Origin of the sequence: Ruegeria sp. TM1040 (assembly GCF_000014065.1) — a bacterium.
In the GTDB taxonomy this organism is placed as follows: domain Bacteria; phylum Pseudomonadota; class Alphaproteobacteria; order Rhodobacterales; family Rhodobacteraceae; genus Epibacterium.
Genome location: NC_008044.1, coordinates 1,043,767 through 1,060,982 on the forward strand (window position 1 = coordinate 1,043,767; position 17,216 = coordinate 1,060,982).

Annotated in this window: 11 protein-coding genes and 1 tRNA gene; 7 read left to right on the forward strand and 5 right to left on the reverse strand. The window is 61.0% G+C overall.

Annotated features, from left to right (window positions below; translation table 11 throughout):
* The first annotated feature begins 68 nt into the window (after nucleotides 1–68).
* Nucleotides 69–632: a GNAT family N-acetyltransferase gene (locus TM1040_RS09225; RefSeq protein ID WP_049763233.1), complete on the forward strand. Its 564-nt coding sequence runs from the start codon at nucleotides 69–71 to the stop codon at nucleotides 630–632.
* A 131-nt stretch (nucleotides 633–763) separates the two neighbouring features.
* Here TM1040_RS09225 and TM1040_RS09230 read toward each other — a convergent pair whose 3' ends face one another.
* Nucleotides 764–1,306, reverse strand: coding sequence for a TIGR00730 family Rossman fold protein (locus TM1040_RS09230; protein ID WP_011538321.1), 543 nt, complete (start codon nucleotides 1,304–1,306; stop codon nucleotides 764–766).
* Between the two features lie 149 nt (nucleotides 1,307–1,455).
* Here TM1040_RS09230 and TM1040_RS09235 point away from each other — a divergent pair, with 149 nt between their 5' ends.
* The 3 genes from TM1040_RS09235 (at nucleotide 1,456) to TM1040_RS09245 (ending at nucleotide 5,891) form a co-directional block, all read left to right on the forward strand.
* Nucleotides 1,456–3,411, forward strand: coding sequence for a LysM peptidoglycan-binding domain-containing protein (locus tag TM1040_RS09235; RefSeq protein ID WP_011538322.1), 1,956 nt, complete (start codon nucleotides 1,456–1,458; stop codon nucleotides 3,409–3,411).
* Between the two features lie 107 nt (nucleotides 3,412–3,518).
* On the forward strand, nucleotides 3,519–5,339 hold the full coding sequence (locus TM1040_RS09240; RefSeq protein ID WP_011538323.1) for an ABCB family ABC transporter ATP-binding protein/permease: 1,821 nt from the start codon (nucleotides 3,519–3,521) through the stop codon (nucleotides 5,337–5,339).
* 303 nt (nucleotides 5,340–5,642) lie between these two features.
* Nucleotides 5,643–5,891 carry an EF-hand domain-containing protein gene (locus TM1040_RS09245; protein WP_011538324.1) on the forward strand — a complete coding sequence of 83 codons (249 nt, stop codon included), beginning with the start codon at nucleotides 5,643–5,645 and terminating at the stop codon, nucleotides 5,889–5,891.
* Between the two features lie 359 nt (nucleotides 5,892–6,250).
* Here TM1040_RS09245 and TM1040_RS09250 read toward each other — a convergent pair whose 3' ends face one another.
* Nucleotides 6,251–6,835 carry a TetR family transcriptional regulator gene (locus TM1040_RS09250; RefSeq protein ID WP_011538325.1) on the reverse strand — a complete coding sequence of 195 codons (585 nt, stop codon included), beginning with the start codon at nucleotides 6,833–6,835 and terminating at the stop codon, nucleotides 6,251–6,253.
* A gap of 155 nt (nucleotides 6,836–6,990) precedes the next feature.
* Here TM1040_RS09250 and TM1040_RS09255 point away from each other — a divergent pair, with 155 nt between their 5' ends.
* Complete coding sequence (locus TM1040_RS09255) at nucleotides 6,991–7,824, forward strand: oxidoreductase (protein WP_011538326.1); 834 nt, start codon at nucleotides 6,991–6,993, stop codon at nucleotides 7,822–7,824.
* Nucleotides 7,825–7,918: 94 nt separating this feature from the next.
* Here TM1040_RS09255 and TM1040_RS09260 read toward each other — a convergent pair.
* Nucleotides 7,919–7,993, reverse strand: a tRNA-Asn gene (locus TM1040_RS09260).
* A gap of 255 nt (nucleotides 7,994–8,248) precedes the next feature.
* Here TM1040_RS09260 and TM1040_RS09265 point away from each other — a divergent pair.
* Entirely contained in the window at nucleotides 8,249–10,075 is a 1,827-nt protein-coding gene (locus TM1040_RS09265) for a methyl-accepting chemotaxis protein (protein WP_011538327.1), read from the forward strand.
* A gap of 1,033 nt (nucleotides 10,076–11,108) precedes the next feature.
* On the opposite strand, the gene TM1040_RS09270 is transcribed toward TM1040_RS09265, so the two are convergent.
* Together TM1040_RS09270 and TM1040_RS09275 are read right to left on the reverse strand one after the other, a co-directional pair.
* Nucleotides 11,109–14,912 carry an efflux RND transporter permease subunit gene (locus TM1040_RS09270; RefSeq protein ID WP_011538330.1) on the reverse strand — a complete coding sequence of 1,268 codons (3,804 nt, stop codon included), beginning with the start codon at nucleotides 14,910–14,912 and terminating at the stop codon, nucleotides 11,109–11,111.
* The gene (locus TM1040_RS09275; RefSeq protein WP_011538331.1) at nucleotides 14,909–16,156 is read right to left on the reverse strand and encodes an efflux RND transporter periplasmic adaptor subunit; all 1,248 of its coding nucleotides are present in this window, start codon (nucleotides 16,154–16,156) and stop codon (nucleotides 14,909–14,911) included. Before TM1040_RS09275 ends, TM1040_RS09270 begins: the two co-directional genes overlap by 4 nt.
* Before the next feature lie 364 nt (nucleotides 16,157–16,520).
* On the opposite strand from TM1040_RS09275, the gene TM1040_RS09280 reads away from it, so the two are divergent.
* Nucleotides 16,521–17,189, forward strand: a complete 669-nt coding sequence (locus tag TM1040_RS09280; RefSeq protein ID WP_011538332.1) for a hypothetical protein — start codon at nucleotides 16,521–16,523, stop codon at nucleotides 17,187–17,189.
* Nucleotides 17,190–17,216 lie beyond the last annotated feature (27 nt).

Sequence of the window (17,216 nt, forward strand, 5' to 3'; positions counted from 1 at the left end):
TGTGACGGGATGACTTCATGCTCTGGTCTTGCGGTGGTATTGCAACAGCGAATTTGGAAGGACAGCATATGATTTTATCTGAGGGAATCGCGGGGCAGGAGGCGCAGTTCATCGCGCTCTTTGAGGCAACCTTTGCAGCGTCCGAAGGCGCCAGCGAAGGTGCCGTGATCGGCGGTCTTGTCAGGGCCCTGTTGTCCAAAACCCCGTCCGAGGACATCTATGTTTTTACGGCGCATGACACACCGCATGACACCGCTCATGACAAAGACACGCTCATTGGCGTGGCCATTTTTTCTCGCCTTGTCTATGCGGAGGACCCGCGCTCTGTGTTCATCCTGTCGCCGATGGCAGTGGCAAGCCATCGGCAGGGGCAGGGAGTCGGGCAGGCGCTGTTGAGACATGCGTTGACCAAGCTGCGAGATGCGGGTGTCGACGTGGCAATCACCTATGGCGATCCAGCCTTCTATGGAAAGATCGGATTTGAGCCGCTCGACCCTGAGAGGGTCGCCGCGCCCTTGCCATTGAGCATGCCGATTGGGTGGATCGGTCAATCCCTGACGGAGACACCCTTGGTCGCGCTGAAAGGCGCCTGCAGCTGTGTTGAAGCCCTGAACGACCCATCCATTTGGTAGCGCACGCCTGTCTTTGCCCGGACTTTTCCCGGACGCAGGGACTGCGGCTCTCGGCAGCGTAACCCTTCTCGCGATCATGGTCAGGCATTCGGCCCACAAGCGCGCCTGAGGCGCAGCTTGGGATCGGAAAATCAGCTCTGCAGGCTGGCCAGCGCGGCCTCGGGCGTGTCGACCCATTGCAGATGTGCGGCATGTGCCGCATCGGCAAAGCCCTCCTCGACCACATGGGTGATGAGCGCGCGCAGTGGCTCCCAATAGCCTTCGGTATTGAGCACCACGATGGGCTTGTTGTGAAGGCCAAGCTGACGCCAGGTGATCGCCTCAAAAAGCTCGTCGAGTGAGCCCATGCCACCGGGCAGCAGCACCACGGCGTCGGCATTGTAAAGCATCACTTTTTTACGCTCGTGCATGGTCTCGGTAACCACATAGGTGGTGAGATCGCGCTTGCCGACTTCCTGTTTGACCAGATGTTCGGGGATCACGCCAAAGGTCTCGCCGCCGGCGGCCTGCGCCGCGCGGGCCACCGTCCCCATGAGGCCGACATCACCGGCGCCGTAAACCAGTCGCAAGCCGGCCTCGGCAAGACCCGTGCCAAAATCGCGGGCGGCGGCCTCATAGGCGGGCTTTGCTCCCATGCGAGAGCCGCAATAGACGCAGACGGATGTGACAGCCATGGCGCACCTTTTTCATTTTCCACGGGATTTTGCACGATACTGCGAAAACATCGTGCTTTGACCCCTCATAGCGGTATTGCTAGGTTTGCTCAACCGAGAGCGCGGCAACAGTGCTCCGGTACAAAGGGACCTAAAGGAAAAGTCGCAAGATGACGAAGACAAGCGGGATAGGCGCGGGGGCCAGTTTGGCCATTGGCACCGTCGCCACGGTGGTGGTCGTTGGAGGCGGGGTCTTTCTCGCACGGGGTGGGATCTTGGGCGAAGGGGCCAGATCCATGGTCGAGCAGCAGCTGGTGGCCCTGGGCCTTGCAGCGCCGCCGGCGCCCGAAGTGGTGCCCGTGAAGCCTGTGGTGACACAGCCGCAGACGGCCGATCCCGAGACGCGCGTGGTCGAGCCTGAGCCGACGCCCGAAGCCACGGCTGGCGAGACGGTAGAAACGCAACAGGACGCACCAACCGCAGAGCCCGCTTTTGTACTGCAGGCGCCCAAGCTGGAGATCGCCCGGTTTGAGCCAGACGGCTCCGGTATCGTAGCGGCGTCCGCTCAGGCGGGGGTCGAGGTGCAGGTGCTTCTTGACGATGAGGTTCTCGATACGCAAACCGTGCCCGCTGCGGGGGAGTTCGTGTCCTTTGTGACCATCGACCTCAGTGACAAGCCGCGGCTGCTGACGCTGCTGGCGCGCCACAACGGGCAGGAGCTGGCCTCGGAAGACAGCTTTATCCTTGCGCCGATGCCCGCGCCCGCCGCGCCGGAACCGCAGGTCGATCAGCTTGCCGCGGCGCAGACCGATTCTGATATCGCTGCCCCCGAGGAGGAGCCAATTGAGCTCGCCGAGGCAACCGAAACCGCCGATCCGAATGTGGCAGATCAGGCGACTGATGCGCCAGATCCAGACGCGCCAGGCGACGGCGCAGCGGAGGGGAGCACAACGGTGACGGCGCAGTCCGAAGAGGTCGCATTGGCTGATGTCGCAGTCGATAGCACCGATCCGGACGCGGAGGGCGATGCCTCCTCGACGGAGTCGGCTGCGAGTGGTGCCGCTGACAATGGAGTGGCAACTGATATGGCCGCCGTCGAAAACACCGGTGATCAACTCCCCGATGCTGCCTCTGAGGCCGTATCTGAAGCGTCACCCGAAGCGGTAGACCCCTCTGTAGATGTGGCCGAGGCCACCAGTGCTTTGCCGGAGACCGAGGTCACAGCGGAAGACGCGCCCGCAGCAGAGGCACCGGAAGAGACAGTCGAGACCGCCGCCTTGGAACAGGCGATCGACGACGAGTCCGCTCGCGAATCTTCTGAAGACTCGGTCCCGGCTCCTGAGCCTGAGGTGGCAGCTGTTGCAGACACATCAGAGCCGCCCGCTCCGGACACGACACCTGCACCGCAGTCCCCGGTCGAGGTTGCCGAGGCCGTTGACACACCCGAGGTGCCATCTTCCAAGACGGACACAATGGCTGCCGTAGAAGAGGTGCAGCAGCCGCAGCCGCAAGACCCCGACACAGAGAGCCCCTCTGGCGAGGCGGCTCCCGCGCCGCAGGCGACTTCCTCTGTCGCGGTGCTGCGCGCTGGTCGCGATGGGGTGACGCTGGTTCAACCTGCGGCCCCAGCCGCACCAGAGCTGGTGGGCAAGGTGGCGCTCGATACGATCAGCTACACCGAGACGGGCGATGTTCAGCTTGCGGGACGGGCCAGGCCCGAGGCCCTGGTGCGTGTCTACCTCGACAACAGCCCTGTGGCCGAGCTTGCCGCCGCGTCCGATGGTCAATGGAGCGGCAGCCTCACCTCGGTGGCGCCGGGGATCTACACCCTGCGCCTTGATGAGATCGACCCTGTTGACGGTATCGTCCTGAGCCGCCTTGAGACCCCGTTCAAACGCGAGGCTCCAGAGGTCCTGCAGCCTGCGGTGACGGCGGATCAGGCGCCAGATCAGGCTGCGCCTGTGGTGCGCGCCGTGACGGTGCAGGAAGGCGATACGCTCTGGGCGATTTCCCAGCAGCGCTATGGCAGCGGTTTTCTCTATGTGCGGGTGTTTGAGGCCAACAAGGGCGATATCCGCGATCCAGACCTGATCTACCCTGGTCAGATCTTCACTCTGCCCGAGTAAAGGCATAGATAGATTGATGAAATGGCGCGCCCCCGTCGTGGGGCGCGTTTTCTCTTGTCCGACCATGGCGCAGACCCAAGTCGGACCAAACTGACAGAGGAGCTGCAATGCCCCCGATGGACGATCCAACCGCCGCCGAAGAACGTCGCTCCGGGCTGCGCACGCTGCGCAAGGTGTGGCCCTATGTCTGGCCAGAGCAGGGGCGTGCGGTGAAGATCCGCGTGCTGCTAGCGCTTCTGGTGCTGGTTGCGGCCAAGGGCATCGCGGTGGTGACGCCAATCTTTTACAAGGGTGCGGTGGATGCGCTGGCGGGCGAGGGCGTGCCGGTGCTGGCGCTTGGGGCCATTGGTCTCACGGTGGCCTATGGCATGGCGCGGGTGATGAACACCGGCTTTCAGCAGCTTCGGGATGTGATCTTTGCGCCCGTCACGCAGCGGGCACTGCGGCGGCTGGCGATCACCACCTTTCGCCACATCCACGCGATGTCCATGCGCTACCATATCACCCGCAAGACCGGCGGGCTCAGCCGGATTATTGAGCGTGGCGTCAAAGGGGTAGAGTTCCTTTTGCGCTTTCTGGTGCTCTCCATCGGGCCGCTGCTCTTGGAGCTGACGCTGGTCGCTGTGGTGCTCGCATGGTGGTTTGACATCTGGTATCTCGTTGCCGTTGCGGTGACCGTGGCGCTCTATGTCTGGTTCACCTTTGCTGTGACCGAATGGCGGGTGAAGCTGCGCCGCGAGATGAACCGCCAGGATACCGACGCCAATCAAAAGGCGATCGACAGTCTCTTGAACTATGAGACGGTCAAGTATTTCGGCGCCGAGGACCGCGAGGCGGCCCGCTACGATGTCGCGATGAAAGGCTACGCCGAGGCGGCCCTTAAAACCGCCTATTCGCTGGGCGCTCTTAATTTCGGCCAGGCTGTGATTATTACCACGGGGCTTGTGAGCGTGATGGTGATGGCGGCGATGGGGGTGGAACGCGGCGCGATGACGGTTGGCGATTTCGTCATGGTCAACGCCTATATGATCCAGATCACCGGGCCGTTGGGCTTCTTGGGGACTGTCTACCGCGAGATCCGCCAAAGCCTTGTGGATATGGGCGAGATGTTTGATCTGCTCGATCAGCCGCCGGATGTGCAAGATGCAACCGACGCCCGTGCGCTGCAGGTGAGCGGCGGCCAAATCCAGCTGGAAAACGTGCGCTTTGGCTATGACCCTGAGCGCGAGATTCTAAAAGGCGTCTCCCTCACTGTGGAGGCCGGGCAGACGGTTGCCATCGTGGGTTCGACGGGCTCGGGAAAATCCACCATCGGGCGGCTCTTGTTCCGGTTTTACGATGTGAGCGCCGGGCGGTTGCTGATCGACGGTCAGGATGTGCGCGAGGTTACGCAAAAGAGCCTGCATGCCGCCATCGGCGTCGTACCGCAGGACACCGTGCTATTTAACGATACCATCCGCTACAACATTGCGTATGGCCGCGATGGGGCGACCGAGGCTGATATCGTGGAGGCCGCGCGCGCGGCCCAGATTCATGATTTCATCGAAGGCCTTCCACAGGGCTATGACACCCCGGTCGGGGAACGCGGCCTGAAGCTCTCGGGCGGTGAAAAACAGCGCGTCGGGATTGCCCGAAGCCTGCTGAAGAACCCGCCAATCCTCTTGCTGGACGAGGCGACCTCGGCCCTTGATACCGACACCGAGCAAGAGATCAAAGGCGCATTGGCGCGCGCGGGGCAGGGCCGTACCGTGATCACCATCGCGCACCGCCTGTCTACCATCGCTGAGGCAGATCGCATTGTCGTTCTTGAGCAGGGGGAGGTGGTGGAAACTGGCACCCACGAGGCTCTGCTGGCAGAGGGTGGCCGCTATGCGCAGCTCTGGCAGCGTCAGCAGGCGGATCGGGACATGGCCTCGGGCGCGGCCTGATCCAGCACTCAATCCAGAACCGGAGGCGCAGCGCTCTGCAGGCTCGCCTTCGGACGTTGCATTGATGCTGCGATAGGCGGGGCCTTGCCGGATCTGGGTCTTACGTGTGGCGGGTAAAGGTCAACGCTACGTCCATGCGCGCCAAGTTGCCGCTTGCAAACGAAAAATCAGGCTGGAGATCGCCTGAATTCAGTTCCTGCGCGACACCCAGTGGCGCGCGTGTCTCTCGCTCTCTAGCGTCCGAAGTGTCGCAGGCAACCGCGTCGCCCGCGACCAAAAGCAACCAGAGAGGAGAGCAGGACAATGAAAACCATCGCCCAGATTGCCACCGCGATTGTGATGACGGCCGCGGCCCCGGTCACTGCCCAGAATTTTGCCGTCGAAGTTGATGCCGATGGCAATGGCACCCTGTCGTTTGAAGAGCTGCGACTGGCCTATCCTGCCCTGACAGAAGAGGTTTTTGCGCAGGTAGACCTCGACGCCAGTGGAGGGGCGGACCTCGAGGAGGTCATCGCAGCGCAGGAGGCAGGCCTTCTGGTGATCAACGGCTGAACGCGGCAGGCGCGCGCGCCTTAGCGGTGGGCCCTTGAATACCTTCGCGAACCCGGCCCCCGGATGTGTAACAGGTCCAAGTGTATCTTGTTGCGGGCAGTCGACTTGGTCGCAGCTGCGGTTCAGTCAGTTCCCGGCGTATCCCGCCCCCAGGATGCGCCCCTCTCACACCCCAAAAGTGAGCTCAACTGGCGATCCGGTGTTGCAACCGGAGAAGACCTCCCGCTTTTGCGGCGAGGTCTTTTTCCCATGCGGCCCCCCTTGGCCCGGAGTGTTCTGGCGCAACATATCACATGCTGCGGGAACACGTGTTTTCGTCTTCCTCGAGTTCGATGTATATTCGAATAACGTGAATTTGACTAATCCTCTGTGTCCGGGGCGCCATCCACGTAACTCTGCAGGGTCGCGGCGCAGAGATCCTCGAGCACGGGGCCATGGCGCGTATTGAGGGCATCGATCCTGGCCATGCGGCGCAGCACATCAAACCCCAAAAGGGCGCTGAAGATCATTGCAGCGCGTTGATCCGCATGTGCCCCTCCAAGCCAGCCGGAGATTTCAGGCAAGAGCCGTTCTTCTACGGCGCGTCGTAGACGCTCGCCGACAACCGGGCTGCCCAGAGAGTTTACAAATGCTGCAGTGGGGTCAAGGTCTATATATTTGAAATCTTTTGAAAGCATGGCGGATGCCGTTCGCCTGCCAAAGCCGTCCTGCGGGCCCGCCAGCAAGGCGTCAATGGTAATCGCCTCTACAACCGCCTCCTCGAACAACTGCTCTTTGGAGCCGAAGTACCGGTTCACCAGCGCCACGTTGACGCCTGCCTCTGCCGCGATTTCGCGCATCCCTGTGGCATCAAAACTCTGTTTGGAAAAACGCCGCTGCGCCGCCGCAAGAATGCGCTTTCGTGTTGATTCTGCGTTTCTCTGTTGGGGGCTGCTTTCGCTCATCTTGGCTTTCTCTTGACGTGTAAACGATTGTTGACTATCTGCATTGCCACATGTAAGCGTTCGTATACATGTGGTGATGCTACAAGTACAGCGCATCCCCGCGCTTGACCAGACGGTTGCGAGGTTTTTGGGTGATTGGAGTGAGTGGAACACATATGACAACATCGAAACATAAGGTCATCGTCGTGACAGGCGCATCTTCCGGCATCGGGAAAACCGGCGCTCTGCGGCTTATTTCCGAGGGCTATACCGTCTATGGCGCGGCCCGCAGTGTCGACAAGATGCAGGATCTCGTCGTGGCAGGCGGCCATGCGCTGCCTCTTGATGTCACTGATGCAAGCTCGGTGAAACAGGCCGTGGCGCAGGTTCTAAAGGAGCAAGGGCGGATCGATGTGCTGTGGAACAACGCTGGCTATTCTGTTGCGGGCGCTGTCGAGGATGTGCCACTGTTGGATGCCCGTCAGCAGTTTGAGGTGAACCTTTTTGGTGTTGCCGAGATCACAAAGACGGTTCTGCCCCAGATGCGCAAGCAGCGCTCTGGGCTGATTATCAATACGAGTTCCGTCGGTGGCAAAGTCTTTTCCCCACTCAACGCGTGGTATCACGCCTCTAAATTTGCGCTTGAGGGGTGGAGTGATGCGCTCCGGCTTGAGCTGGCCGCGTTCAACATAGACGTCGTTGTTCTTGAGCCCGGCGGGATCAAGACCGACTTCGGCCGCACAATGTATGAGCCGCTCCTCAAAAGAGCCGAAGGCGGGGCTTATGAGGCATTTACGCAGAGAATCGCGGCCTCCTACGAGCGCTATTACACCGCCAATGACAGCACTCTCTCGCCGCCTTCGGTTGTGGGGGAGGCGGTTGCAAAGATCGTTCAGAGCACACGCCCCCCGACGCGCTATGCGGTCGGGTACATGGCGCGCACCGCTCTTGCGCTGCGCTGGCTTCTCAGCGACCGCCTATTCTCGCGGATGATAATGACACAGTTCTAGGGGCCCGGCGCTCTGTGTTCGCGCCAGCCTCAAGAAAAAGTCCAACATCCCTCTATGCTGGGTGTCCGTAGATTGATTTGCCAAAGAGAAGTTTTGGCTCCGGCGGTAGGGATCGAACCTACGACCAATTGATTAACAGTCAACTGCTCTACCGCTGAGCTACGCCGGAGTGTGAGCGCTCGTATACCGATGCCCTCCACGGGCGTCCAGCGGAAATTTGCACCCGCCAGAAAATTTCTTGTCTCGGCCTTGTACCACAGGGGTATTGGTCGCTTGCGGATCGCATCACGACACCCGGTGGATCGTTCGGATGTCTAGAAAATTGTAAGATTTATGCTGCTTTTGTGGCAGAAACCTTATCGGCGCTTAAGAGAATAACAATGGATTTCGGCCAGAGTGTTCCCAACTAATTTGGAGAAACACCATGTTCTTAGCATCTTGGTTCCGGAACATGCCCGTGAAGCGTAAGATCCTGCTTCCTGGGATGGCTGGATTGCTCATGATGATCTGCGTGATCACGACTTACTGGACTCAGCGCCTGTCGACGGCGCTCTATAGCGGCTTTGAAGAGCAGGTCGCGCTGACTGAGTCCTACATCGCGGCGCCCCTCGCGACGGCCGCATGGAACTATGATGGCGACTTGGCCAATACGACACTGGCTTCGCTTGCCGAGCGCGAGTCCTTTGTGTTTGCGCGTGTGGTCAGCAGCGGCGATGTGCTTGCCGAAGCCTTCAAGGGAGAGGCGATGGAAGAGGCGTGGATCGCGCAATCTACCAGTCTGCTTGAATCCGATCAGGTGCGGCTGGAGGATGGCGATTTCACCTACTTCAAGACGCCCTTGATGTTCGAAGGTGAAGAAGCCGGCAATATGGTCTGGGCGCTCGACACCTCGATCATTGCCAACCAGATCATGAATGCCAACATTATCGCGGCCAGCCTTGGTTTTGCGATTTTCGCAGGCTTTTCGGTCGTCTTCTACCTCATCGCAGTTGCGGTATCGCGCCCGATCGAGAATGTGGTGACGCATATTGACGCGCTGCAGCACGGTGACACGACGCGTGAAATCCCCGAGGCGAACCGCCGTGATGAAATTGGCGCATTGGGCAAGGCGCTGGTCGATTTCCGCGACACATCCGCCGAGCAGAAGCGCATGGAAGAAGAAAAACGCAAGCAGGACGCGGTGCAGGAACATGTCGTGACCGTTCTCTCCGAGGCGCTTGGCAAGCTGTCCACCGGCGACCTCACGGTGAGCATCAAGGACGATTTCCCGGCGGATTACGAGAAGCTCAGCAAGGATTTCAACGCTCTGGTCAATCGCCTGTTCGATACGGTTTCGGCTGTGGTCGATGCGGCGGACAGCATCCAGAACGGTTCCACCGAGATCAGCTCGGCCTCTGACGATCTTGCGCGCCGCACCGAGAGCCAGGCGGCCACCCTTGAAGAAACCGCTGCTGCACTGGATGAGCTGACTGCATCGGTGCGTCAGGCCGCCGAAGGGGCTGGAAGCGTGTCCAACACCATGGAAGAGGCAAAAGCCGAAGCCGTGAACAGCGGCACCATCGTCAACAATGCCGTTTCGGCCATGACCGAGATCGAGCAATCCTCGAATCACATCTCTCAGATCATCGGCGTGATTGATGACATTGCCTTCCAGACCAACCTTCTGGCGCTGAACGCGGGTGTCGAAGCCGCGCGTGCAGGTGAAGCAGGGCGCGGGTTTGCCGTGGTGGCCTCCGAGGTGCGCGCCTTGGCGCAACGCTCCTCCGATGCAGCCATGGAGATCAAGACCCTCATCGGCGACAGCTCCAAACAGGTGGAACGTGGTGTGGATCTCGTCGGCAAGGCAGGCGATGCGCTTCACAACATCGTTGAGCGTGTCACCCAGATCTCCGGCCTGATCTCTGACATTGCACAAGGCGCGAGCGAGCAATCCGCAGGTCTTGGCGATATCAACAGCGGCATGGTGGAACTGGATCAGGTGACCCAGCAGAACGCCGCCATGGTGGAAGAGGCGACTGCCGCGAGCCATATGCTCAAGGCCAATGCGGTCAACCTCGCGCAGATGGTTGCTCATTTCCAGCTCGGCGCCGGTGGGCGCGCGGCTTCTGCTGCTCCAGCCCCTGCTGCAAAGGATGCCGAGACGATCGCGCCGTCGGCCCATGGCGAGGATTGGGACTATACGCCCGAACCAAGTCAGGTGGCCGTCGCCAGCAGCGGCAACGCGGCGGCGAAGATCTGGGAAGACTTCTGACGCAATTGTTGCTGGTGGCCAATACGCGCCGGCCTCGATTGCAAAGCTCAGCTTACCCCGGCGCCACCTGGCGCCGGGTTTTTCGATCTGAGCCCAATATGCAGTCTCATCGCACGCTGTACAGGGACGTATGGCGGCGGAACGAAGGGAGCCGCGACGGTCTGACGCGAGATGCGATGAAACTGAGCCCCCATGCCGTTGTGTTCACGCAGAGAGTTGCATTGTGATCCACGTTTTGACCTCCAAGCGCGCTCCGAGCGTGATGAATGGTGCTGTGTTCAGTTTTTCCATCGGCACCGGCCCAATTGAGATCAGACATGTGATGGGCGCAGGCTCATTCGTGCCCTGTGCAATGCGCGCCATCCTCGAGGCGTCCGCGCCTATCAGATAGAGGATGATTGGGCACGGCCGTGTGGCAGTCAGGCTGTCATCGCAATGGCGCAAAAAGACGCGCAATCCCAATCCTTGTTGAGAGTCTTTGAACGGGATTGTTTCGCGCCGATCCCGTTTGGACTGGGATCGCTGATCCAACAGTGTGGCCTTTCGCAAGGCTCGACTAAGGTATTGAAAATAGTCCGATGAAAGGCAGACGCCTCATTGGTGTATCCGCTCCTTCGGTCAGCCTGAAGGACGCGCAGAGACACGCGCTTGGCGCGATCCGCAAAGAGCAGGGGGGCAATTCCGCCAAAGGCCCTCGTAGCAAGATTGTCCCGAACAAACGCAGAGGGCTCTGCCATGTAGAGGGCGCTCCAACACGCGCGGTTATCGGTTGAGTGACCTGAAACGACTGGTTGGCGACAATGTGGGTAGGGACAGGCCGGAGTGTTCTGGCGCGGGGATCTCTATGATTTTCCGAAGAACCTGCGCGCGGCGTGGCAGGCCAAGGGGCGGCATTTGCGGGACATGTGACTGAACACGCCAGCGCACCCCGCGTTGCCTCACTCACAGTCTCTTGCGCGAGACTTTGGATACAGGCAATGGGGATCAAAAAACGCCCCGCTGAAGATCCAGCGGGGCGTCCATGGTGCTTGTGCTATTCGGCTGCCTCAAGGGGCTTTGGGCCGATGCGCGGCGGCTCTGTCGTGCCCTTTTGCGCGGGCGGCTTCGTGCTGTCCGGCCAGTCTGGCGCGGTCCAGTCCACCTCTGTCGAGGGCAGTCGCCGTGCTTTCTTGGCAAGCTCCATATCCCGTGCGATCTGGCTGCCGCGACCTCCCGTCACGCGGGCCAGCAGGCGCAGCAGGGCCACCACATAGGTCCAGAACCAAACACGGATCGCCAGCAACGAGGGCGTAACCACCAGCGTCAGAACTGTCGCCACGCCGAGGCCGAACACAACCGCAGTGGCCAGCTGTTTCCACCAGAGCGCGGTCGGGCTGTCGATGGAGTAGCCGCCGTTGACGAAGTCGAGACTCACGCCAAACATCATCGGGGCAAGGCCCGCCATGGTTGTGATCGTGGTCAGCAGCACCGGACGGATGCGCGCCTCGGCGGTGCGAATGATCGCCTCAAGGCGCGGCATGTGCTGGCTGAACTCCTGGTAGGTATCGATGAGAACAATGTTGTTGTTCACAACGATCCCAGCCAGCGCCACGATGCCGGTCCCGGTCATGATGATGGAGAAGGGCTGCTCCATGACCATCATTCCGATCAATACGCCCGTGGTGGACAGGACCACCGCCAGAAGCACCAGTATCGAGTTGTAGAAGCTGTTGAACTGCGCCAGCAGGATCACAAACATCAAACCCAGCGCGCCCGCAAAGGCTTTCATCAGGAAGGCACCGGATTCGGCCTGTTCTTCCTGGTCACCGGTCCATTCCCAGTCGATCGAGGCGTCAAACGGAGAGCTTTCCAACCAGGTGGTCAGTTCCGCGATCCGCTCGTTGGCATTGATCGCGACGGTCTGCGTGCTGCCGCTCGATAGGGCCTCATTGAGCTCGGCAACAGAGCCGACACCGGTGAGGGTCTTTACTTCGACCAGAGCGCCACTCGGTAGGGTGACCGTCTCGCCGGAGGGCGCAATCCCTTCTGGGATCGCCTTAACAACAGCCAACGAGACCGTCTCGCCACTGTCGTCCTCGGTGAGGACACGGCTCAGCCCGGGTTCAACATCTGCCTTCACGTCATAGTAGCGCTGCTGCTCGACGCGCGAGATTTCGGCGAGTTTGGGCACCGGCTTGCGGGTCACAAAGTTGGAGAGTGGCACCAGGCCTTCCTCGGTGCGCAGCTTCAACGTGTCGAGCGTCGACAGAACGCGCTGCTCATCGGGAAGGCGCAGACGGATTTCGATTTCCTCGTCCGAGCTGTCGACGCGCATGGTATCAAGGAGGATGCCGCGGGTCACCAGCTGCACCATCGCGCCCACGGTGGCCACGTCGGCGCCGTAGCGTCCGGCCTTGGCCACATCGACGTCGATTTCCCAATCGATGCCCGGCAGGGGCAGGCTGTCTTCGATCAGCGTGAGCCCGGGCGTGGTTTCGAATTTTTCGCGCGCCATTTCTGTTGCGGCGCGCAGTGGCTCCCACTCGTCGCCCTTGATGCGCAGGTGCAGGGGTTTGCCCGATGCCGGTCCGCCCTCAAGCGCCTTGATCTCCACCTCAAAGCCCGGAAGCGTGTCGGTGAGTTGTGTCAACTCGTCCAGAACCGTGTTGCCGTCAAAGGCATCTGCCGTGACTTCGCGTTCAAACAGTCCACCAAGTATCGGCTCGGATTGGGTGGGGCGGTCTTCCCACGGGATGATCTCGAACTGGACCTGGCCAATGGTGTCGGGCGGTGTGCTGGCGCCCGATGCATCTGTGTTGAGCCCGCCTTCGCCGGCAAAGGAGAACACGTTGATCACAGCGGGGTGCTGCATGATCAAGGTCTCGGTGGCACGCACCATCTCGTCTTTTTCGCGCAGAGAGATATTGCCGCGTGCGCGCACATAGGCTGTGGCCTGCTCGGGTTCGCTTTCGACAAAGAACTCGACGCCGTGGTTGTTGGTCTGAAAGAGGCCAAAGACCGTAACGATGCCAAACCCGACAACGACAAGCGTCACGATCGGCATCACCGGGTTGCCGACGATCATCTTGATGACCCAGCCAAATCCACCAAGGCGCTGGCCTGCGACCACGCGGCGCTGACGCCGTTGCAGTTCTGCTGCGCCAAGCGTGATGGAGGCCGCAACCGCAAAAAGAATGAAGATAAGCGCCCCAAGAAACGTGGCCCAGATGCTCTCGCCGGCGTCAATCAGGTAGCCGGGGTTCAAGAGCTGCATCGCACCGGCAAACATGCCCCAGAGCGACACCGGCACCAGTGCGACACGGACCACCCAGGGCAGCGTGCGGCGCAGGGCGTCAGAGGCCACACCAAAAGCACGGCTCAGACGGCCTGTGACACCGCCCATCACGGGCAGATAGATCAGCGCCACCACGAGCGAAGCCGAAAGAACAAAGATCAGCGTCACCGGCAGCATGCCCATGAACTCGCCCGGTACGCCGGGCCAGAACAGCATCGGCAGGAAGGCGCAGAGCGTTGTTGCGGTCGAGGATACCACCGGCCAGAACATGCGCTGCGCTGCCTCTACATAGGCGTGCATCGGGCCGGAGCCTTCGGCGATGCGTTTGTCGGCGTATTCCACCACGACGATGGCGCCGTCCACAAGCATCCCGACCGCAAGGATCAGGCCGAACATCACGATGTTGGAGACCGAAATCCCCATGACGGCAAGGAAGGCAAAGCACAAGAGGAACGAAGTGGGGATTGCAAAGCCCACAAGCAGTGCCGCGCGGCTGCCCAGGGCGGACAGCACCACGATCATCACCAGCGCCACCGCCGTCAGAACCGAGCCTTCAAGCTGGCTCACCATCGAGCCGACCACGCGGCTCTGGTCGTTGGAGGTGCCAAGGGTCACGGCGGCCTGCAGTTCGGGCGGCCATTTTGCCTGCGATTTTTCAAGCGTCGCCTTCACCTGGTCCACGGTGTCGATGAGGTTGAACCCTTTGCGTTTCACCACCTGCAGGGCAAATGTATCGGCGCCGTTGAACCGTGCGGTGCCCTGGCGATCCTCGAAGGTAAAGTTGATCTCGGCAAGCTCGCCCAGGGTCACGACCCGGTCGCCATTGGTCTTGACAGGCAGGCCGTAAATGTCCTCGACACTGTCAAAGGAGGAGGGGATCTTGACCGAGAACGTGCCCTGATCGCTCTCGACCTCGCCGGCGGCAATCAACTGGTTGTTGTTCTGCACAACATTGATGAGTTCAACGGCGGTGACGTTGTAGGACTCCAGGCGCAGGGGGTCGATCAGCACCTCGACCATCTCGTCGCGGTTGCCTGCGATCCCGGCCTCAAGCACCGAATCCAGCGCCTCGAGGTCGTCCTGCAGATCCTTGGCGAGCCGCGCCATGGTGCGTTCTGGCACCGGGCCGGACATGTTCACGATGACGATGGGAAATTCAGAAAAGTTGATCTCGTGGATCGCGTATTTCTCGGCGCCTTCGGGGAATTCCGCCTCGGCCGAGTCCATCGCGTCGCGCACATCGGCCATGACGGCTGTCTTGTCCCAGCCGAAGTCGAACTCCAGCGCCACGCCCGCATAGCCTTCGGCTGCGGTGGCAGACATTTTGTCGAGCCCGTCAAGATCGGCAAGCTCGGTCTCCATCACCTTCACCAGGAGTGTTTCAGAGTCCTCGGCAGAGATGCCGGGGAATGGCACGGAGATGAAGAGGGCAGGGATTTCGATGTCGGGCTCGCCCTCTTTGGGCAGGCTCACATAGGCAAATCCGCCGACCAGCAGCGAGATCGCGATGAAGGCGAGGACCATCCTCGCCCGATCTGCGGCCCAGTTAACAAGACCGATCATTCACTCATCTCCTGATAGGTGGGGGCAAGGGCGACGCCTTCGGTGACAAAGTCCTGTCCCACGGTGATGACATTTGCTTCCTCTGGTAGCCCATCGAGCCAGACACCGCTGGCTTCGTCGCGCAGCAAGGTGACGGGCACAAAGCCCGCGGTCATGTCGTCGCGCACCACGCGCACACCAAGCTGGCCTTCGTTGTTGAGGGTCAGCGCCGATTGCGGCAAACGATGCGCCTTGGTGCCTTCGGCGGCAATCACGATCTCTGCGGTCTGACCGTCGCGGATTTTGAGGTCCGGGTTGGCGACCGTGATCTCAACCTCGAAGGTGCGGGTTGTTTCATCGGCAGAGCGGCTGATGAAGGACACGGTGCCCGTCACTTGTTGGCCGGTTGCCAGCCGTGCGCCTGCAGCGGCACCCATTTCGACACGGTCGATCGAGGTCTCCGGCACATAGCCAACCAGCTTGATTGTATCGAGCTGGATCACCGTCGCGCAGAGGGTTCCAGCCTGCAACAGGCTTCCGAGCTCTGCGGTGTCGGACTCGAGGATCCCATCAAAGGGCGCGTGGATCACGATGCGTTCGATCTCCTGCTCGGCGGCATCCACTGCGGCAGAGGCGGACTCGATGCTCGCATGCGAAGAGGTGAGCCCGCCCTCGGCTGTCGCGATGGCCGCTTGCGCGGTGCGCTCGGCGGCGCGGGCTGAGGCGAGGCGTGTCTCGGAGGCAAATCCGCCTTCCGAAAGCTTCTCTGCCGCCGTGAGGTTGATGCGCGCTTCTTCGAGTACGGCTTTTGCCTCTTCAAGGCGGGCCTCGGCTGCGGGGATATTGGCACGGGCCTCCGCGAGGCGGGCGCGCGCCTCCAATAGGGAGGCAGGTCGCGTGCCCGGATCGAGTTCACAGAGAACATCGCCCTTCTTCACAGAGGCCCCCTTGCGCAGCGGCTCAGAGATCACGGTCGAGGAGGTCTCTGCCAGCACATTCACCTGCCGAATGGCCCGGGTCTGCCCACGCAGAACCACCGCATTGTCGATGGCGCGCGCCGTGGAGTGCACGGCAACAACTGCGACCTTTGGACCAGATTGCGCCACATCGGTCGATGCGTCGCCCGGTTCAGCCTGCGCGTCAGTGGCGTCAGCAGACGGGGCGTCCTCGCCGCGGGCGAAGGCCAACAGGCTGTCGCGCTCCATGACCACAGCATAGAGGCCAGCGGTCACGACCGCAGCGGTCAGAAGAGGGATGATGCGCATTCTAAAATTCGACTCCGAAATTGGACACTTTTCTGTGATGTCTACCGTGTTCCAAGGCGTCACACTGTGAAGCAGGTCACATTCAGCGAAGGTAATAAGGGCGGCACAAAACGGGACCGCTGCGCGGCTAGAGGTAGAACTTTTCCGCTAACAAGAAAATGGCTCAGATTGCTGATGTTGTACAAATTGGCGCAAATGACGTGAAAAACGGGGTGTTTCAGGCTGGTTTGTTTCCGAAGAGGGGCATTTTTACGCGCAGCCGAGGGGACTTGGCTTGCTGCGCGCCACAGGCTATGTCACATCGACACATATATTATCCGCACCACGCAGGGGCGGAAAGACTTGCGGGACAGGGGCCGTTTTTATGAGCGATACCGACAGTTTTATCGACGAGGTCACAGAAGAGGTTCGCCGGGACCGGCTGTTCTTGATGCTCAAGCGCTATGGCTGGATTGGCGCTGCGGCTGTTTTGCTGATCGTGGGTGGCGCCAGCTGGCGCGAATACAGCAACGCCAAGGCCGTGGGTGCGGCGCAGGACGTGGGCGACAAGATCTCCGCCGCGCTCGCGTCAGATGCGCCCGAAGCGCGCGCAGCCGCCCTTGCCGAGATTTCCGCAGACCAGGCAGGGGCGCAGGCCGTGGTCGATTTTGCGCAGGCGGCAGCGCTTGTGGATGCGGGCGAGGTTGAACAGGCCGCAGCCCTTCTCGACGGGATCGCGCAGAACGGCGATCTGGCGCAGGTGTATCGCGACATTGCGGCTTTTAAATCGGTGACGCTGCAGGCTGAAACCCTCGCCCCCGAAGAGCGCCGCTTGCGCCTAGAAACACTGGCCGCGGCCGGCGGGACGATGCAGTTCCTCGCCAGCGAGCAACTGGCGCTTCTCGACATCGAAGAAGGCGAGACCGACGCCGCGCTTGCACGGCTGAGAGACATCGCAGCCTCTGCCGGTGTGTCTCGAGACTTGCAAGAGCGGGTTTCACAAGTGATTGTGGCCCTCGGTGGATCGCTGGACGAAGCAGCGCAAGAAGGCTGAGGTCGGGTTCGGGCGGGACGCGGCCGA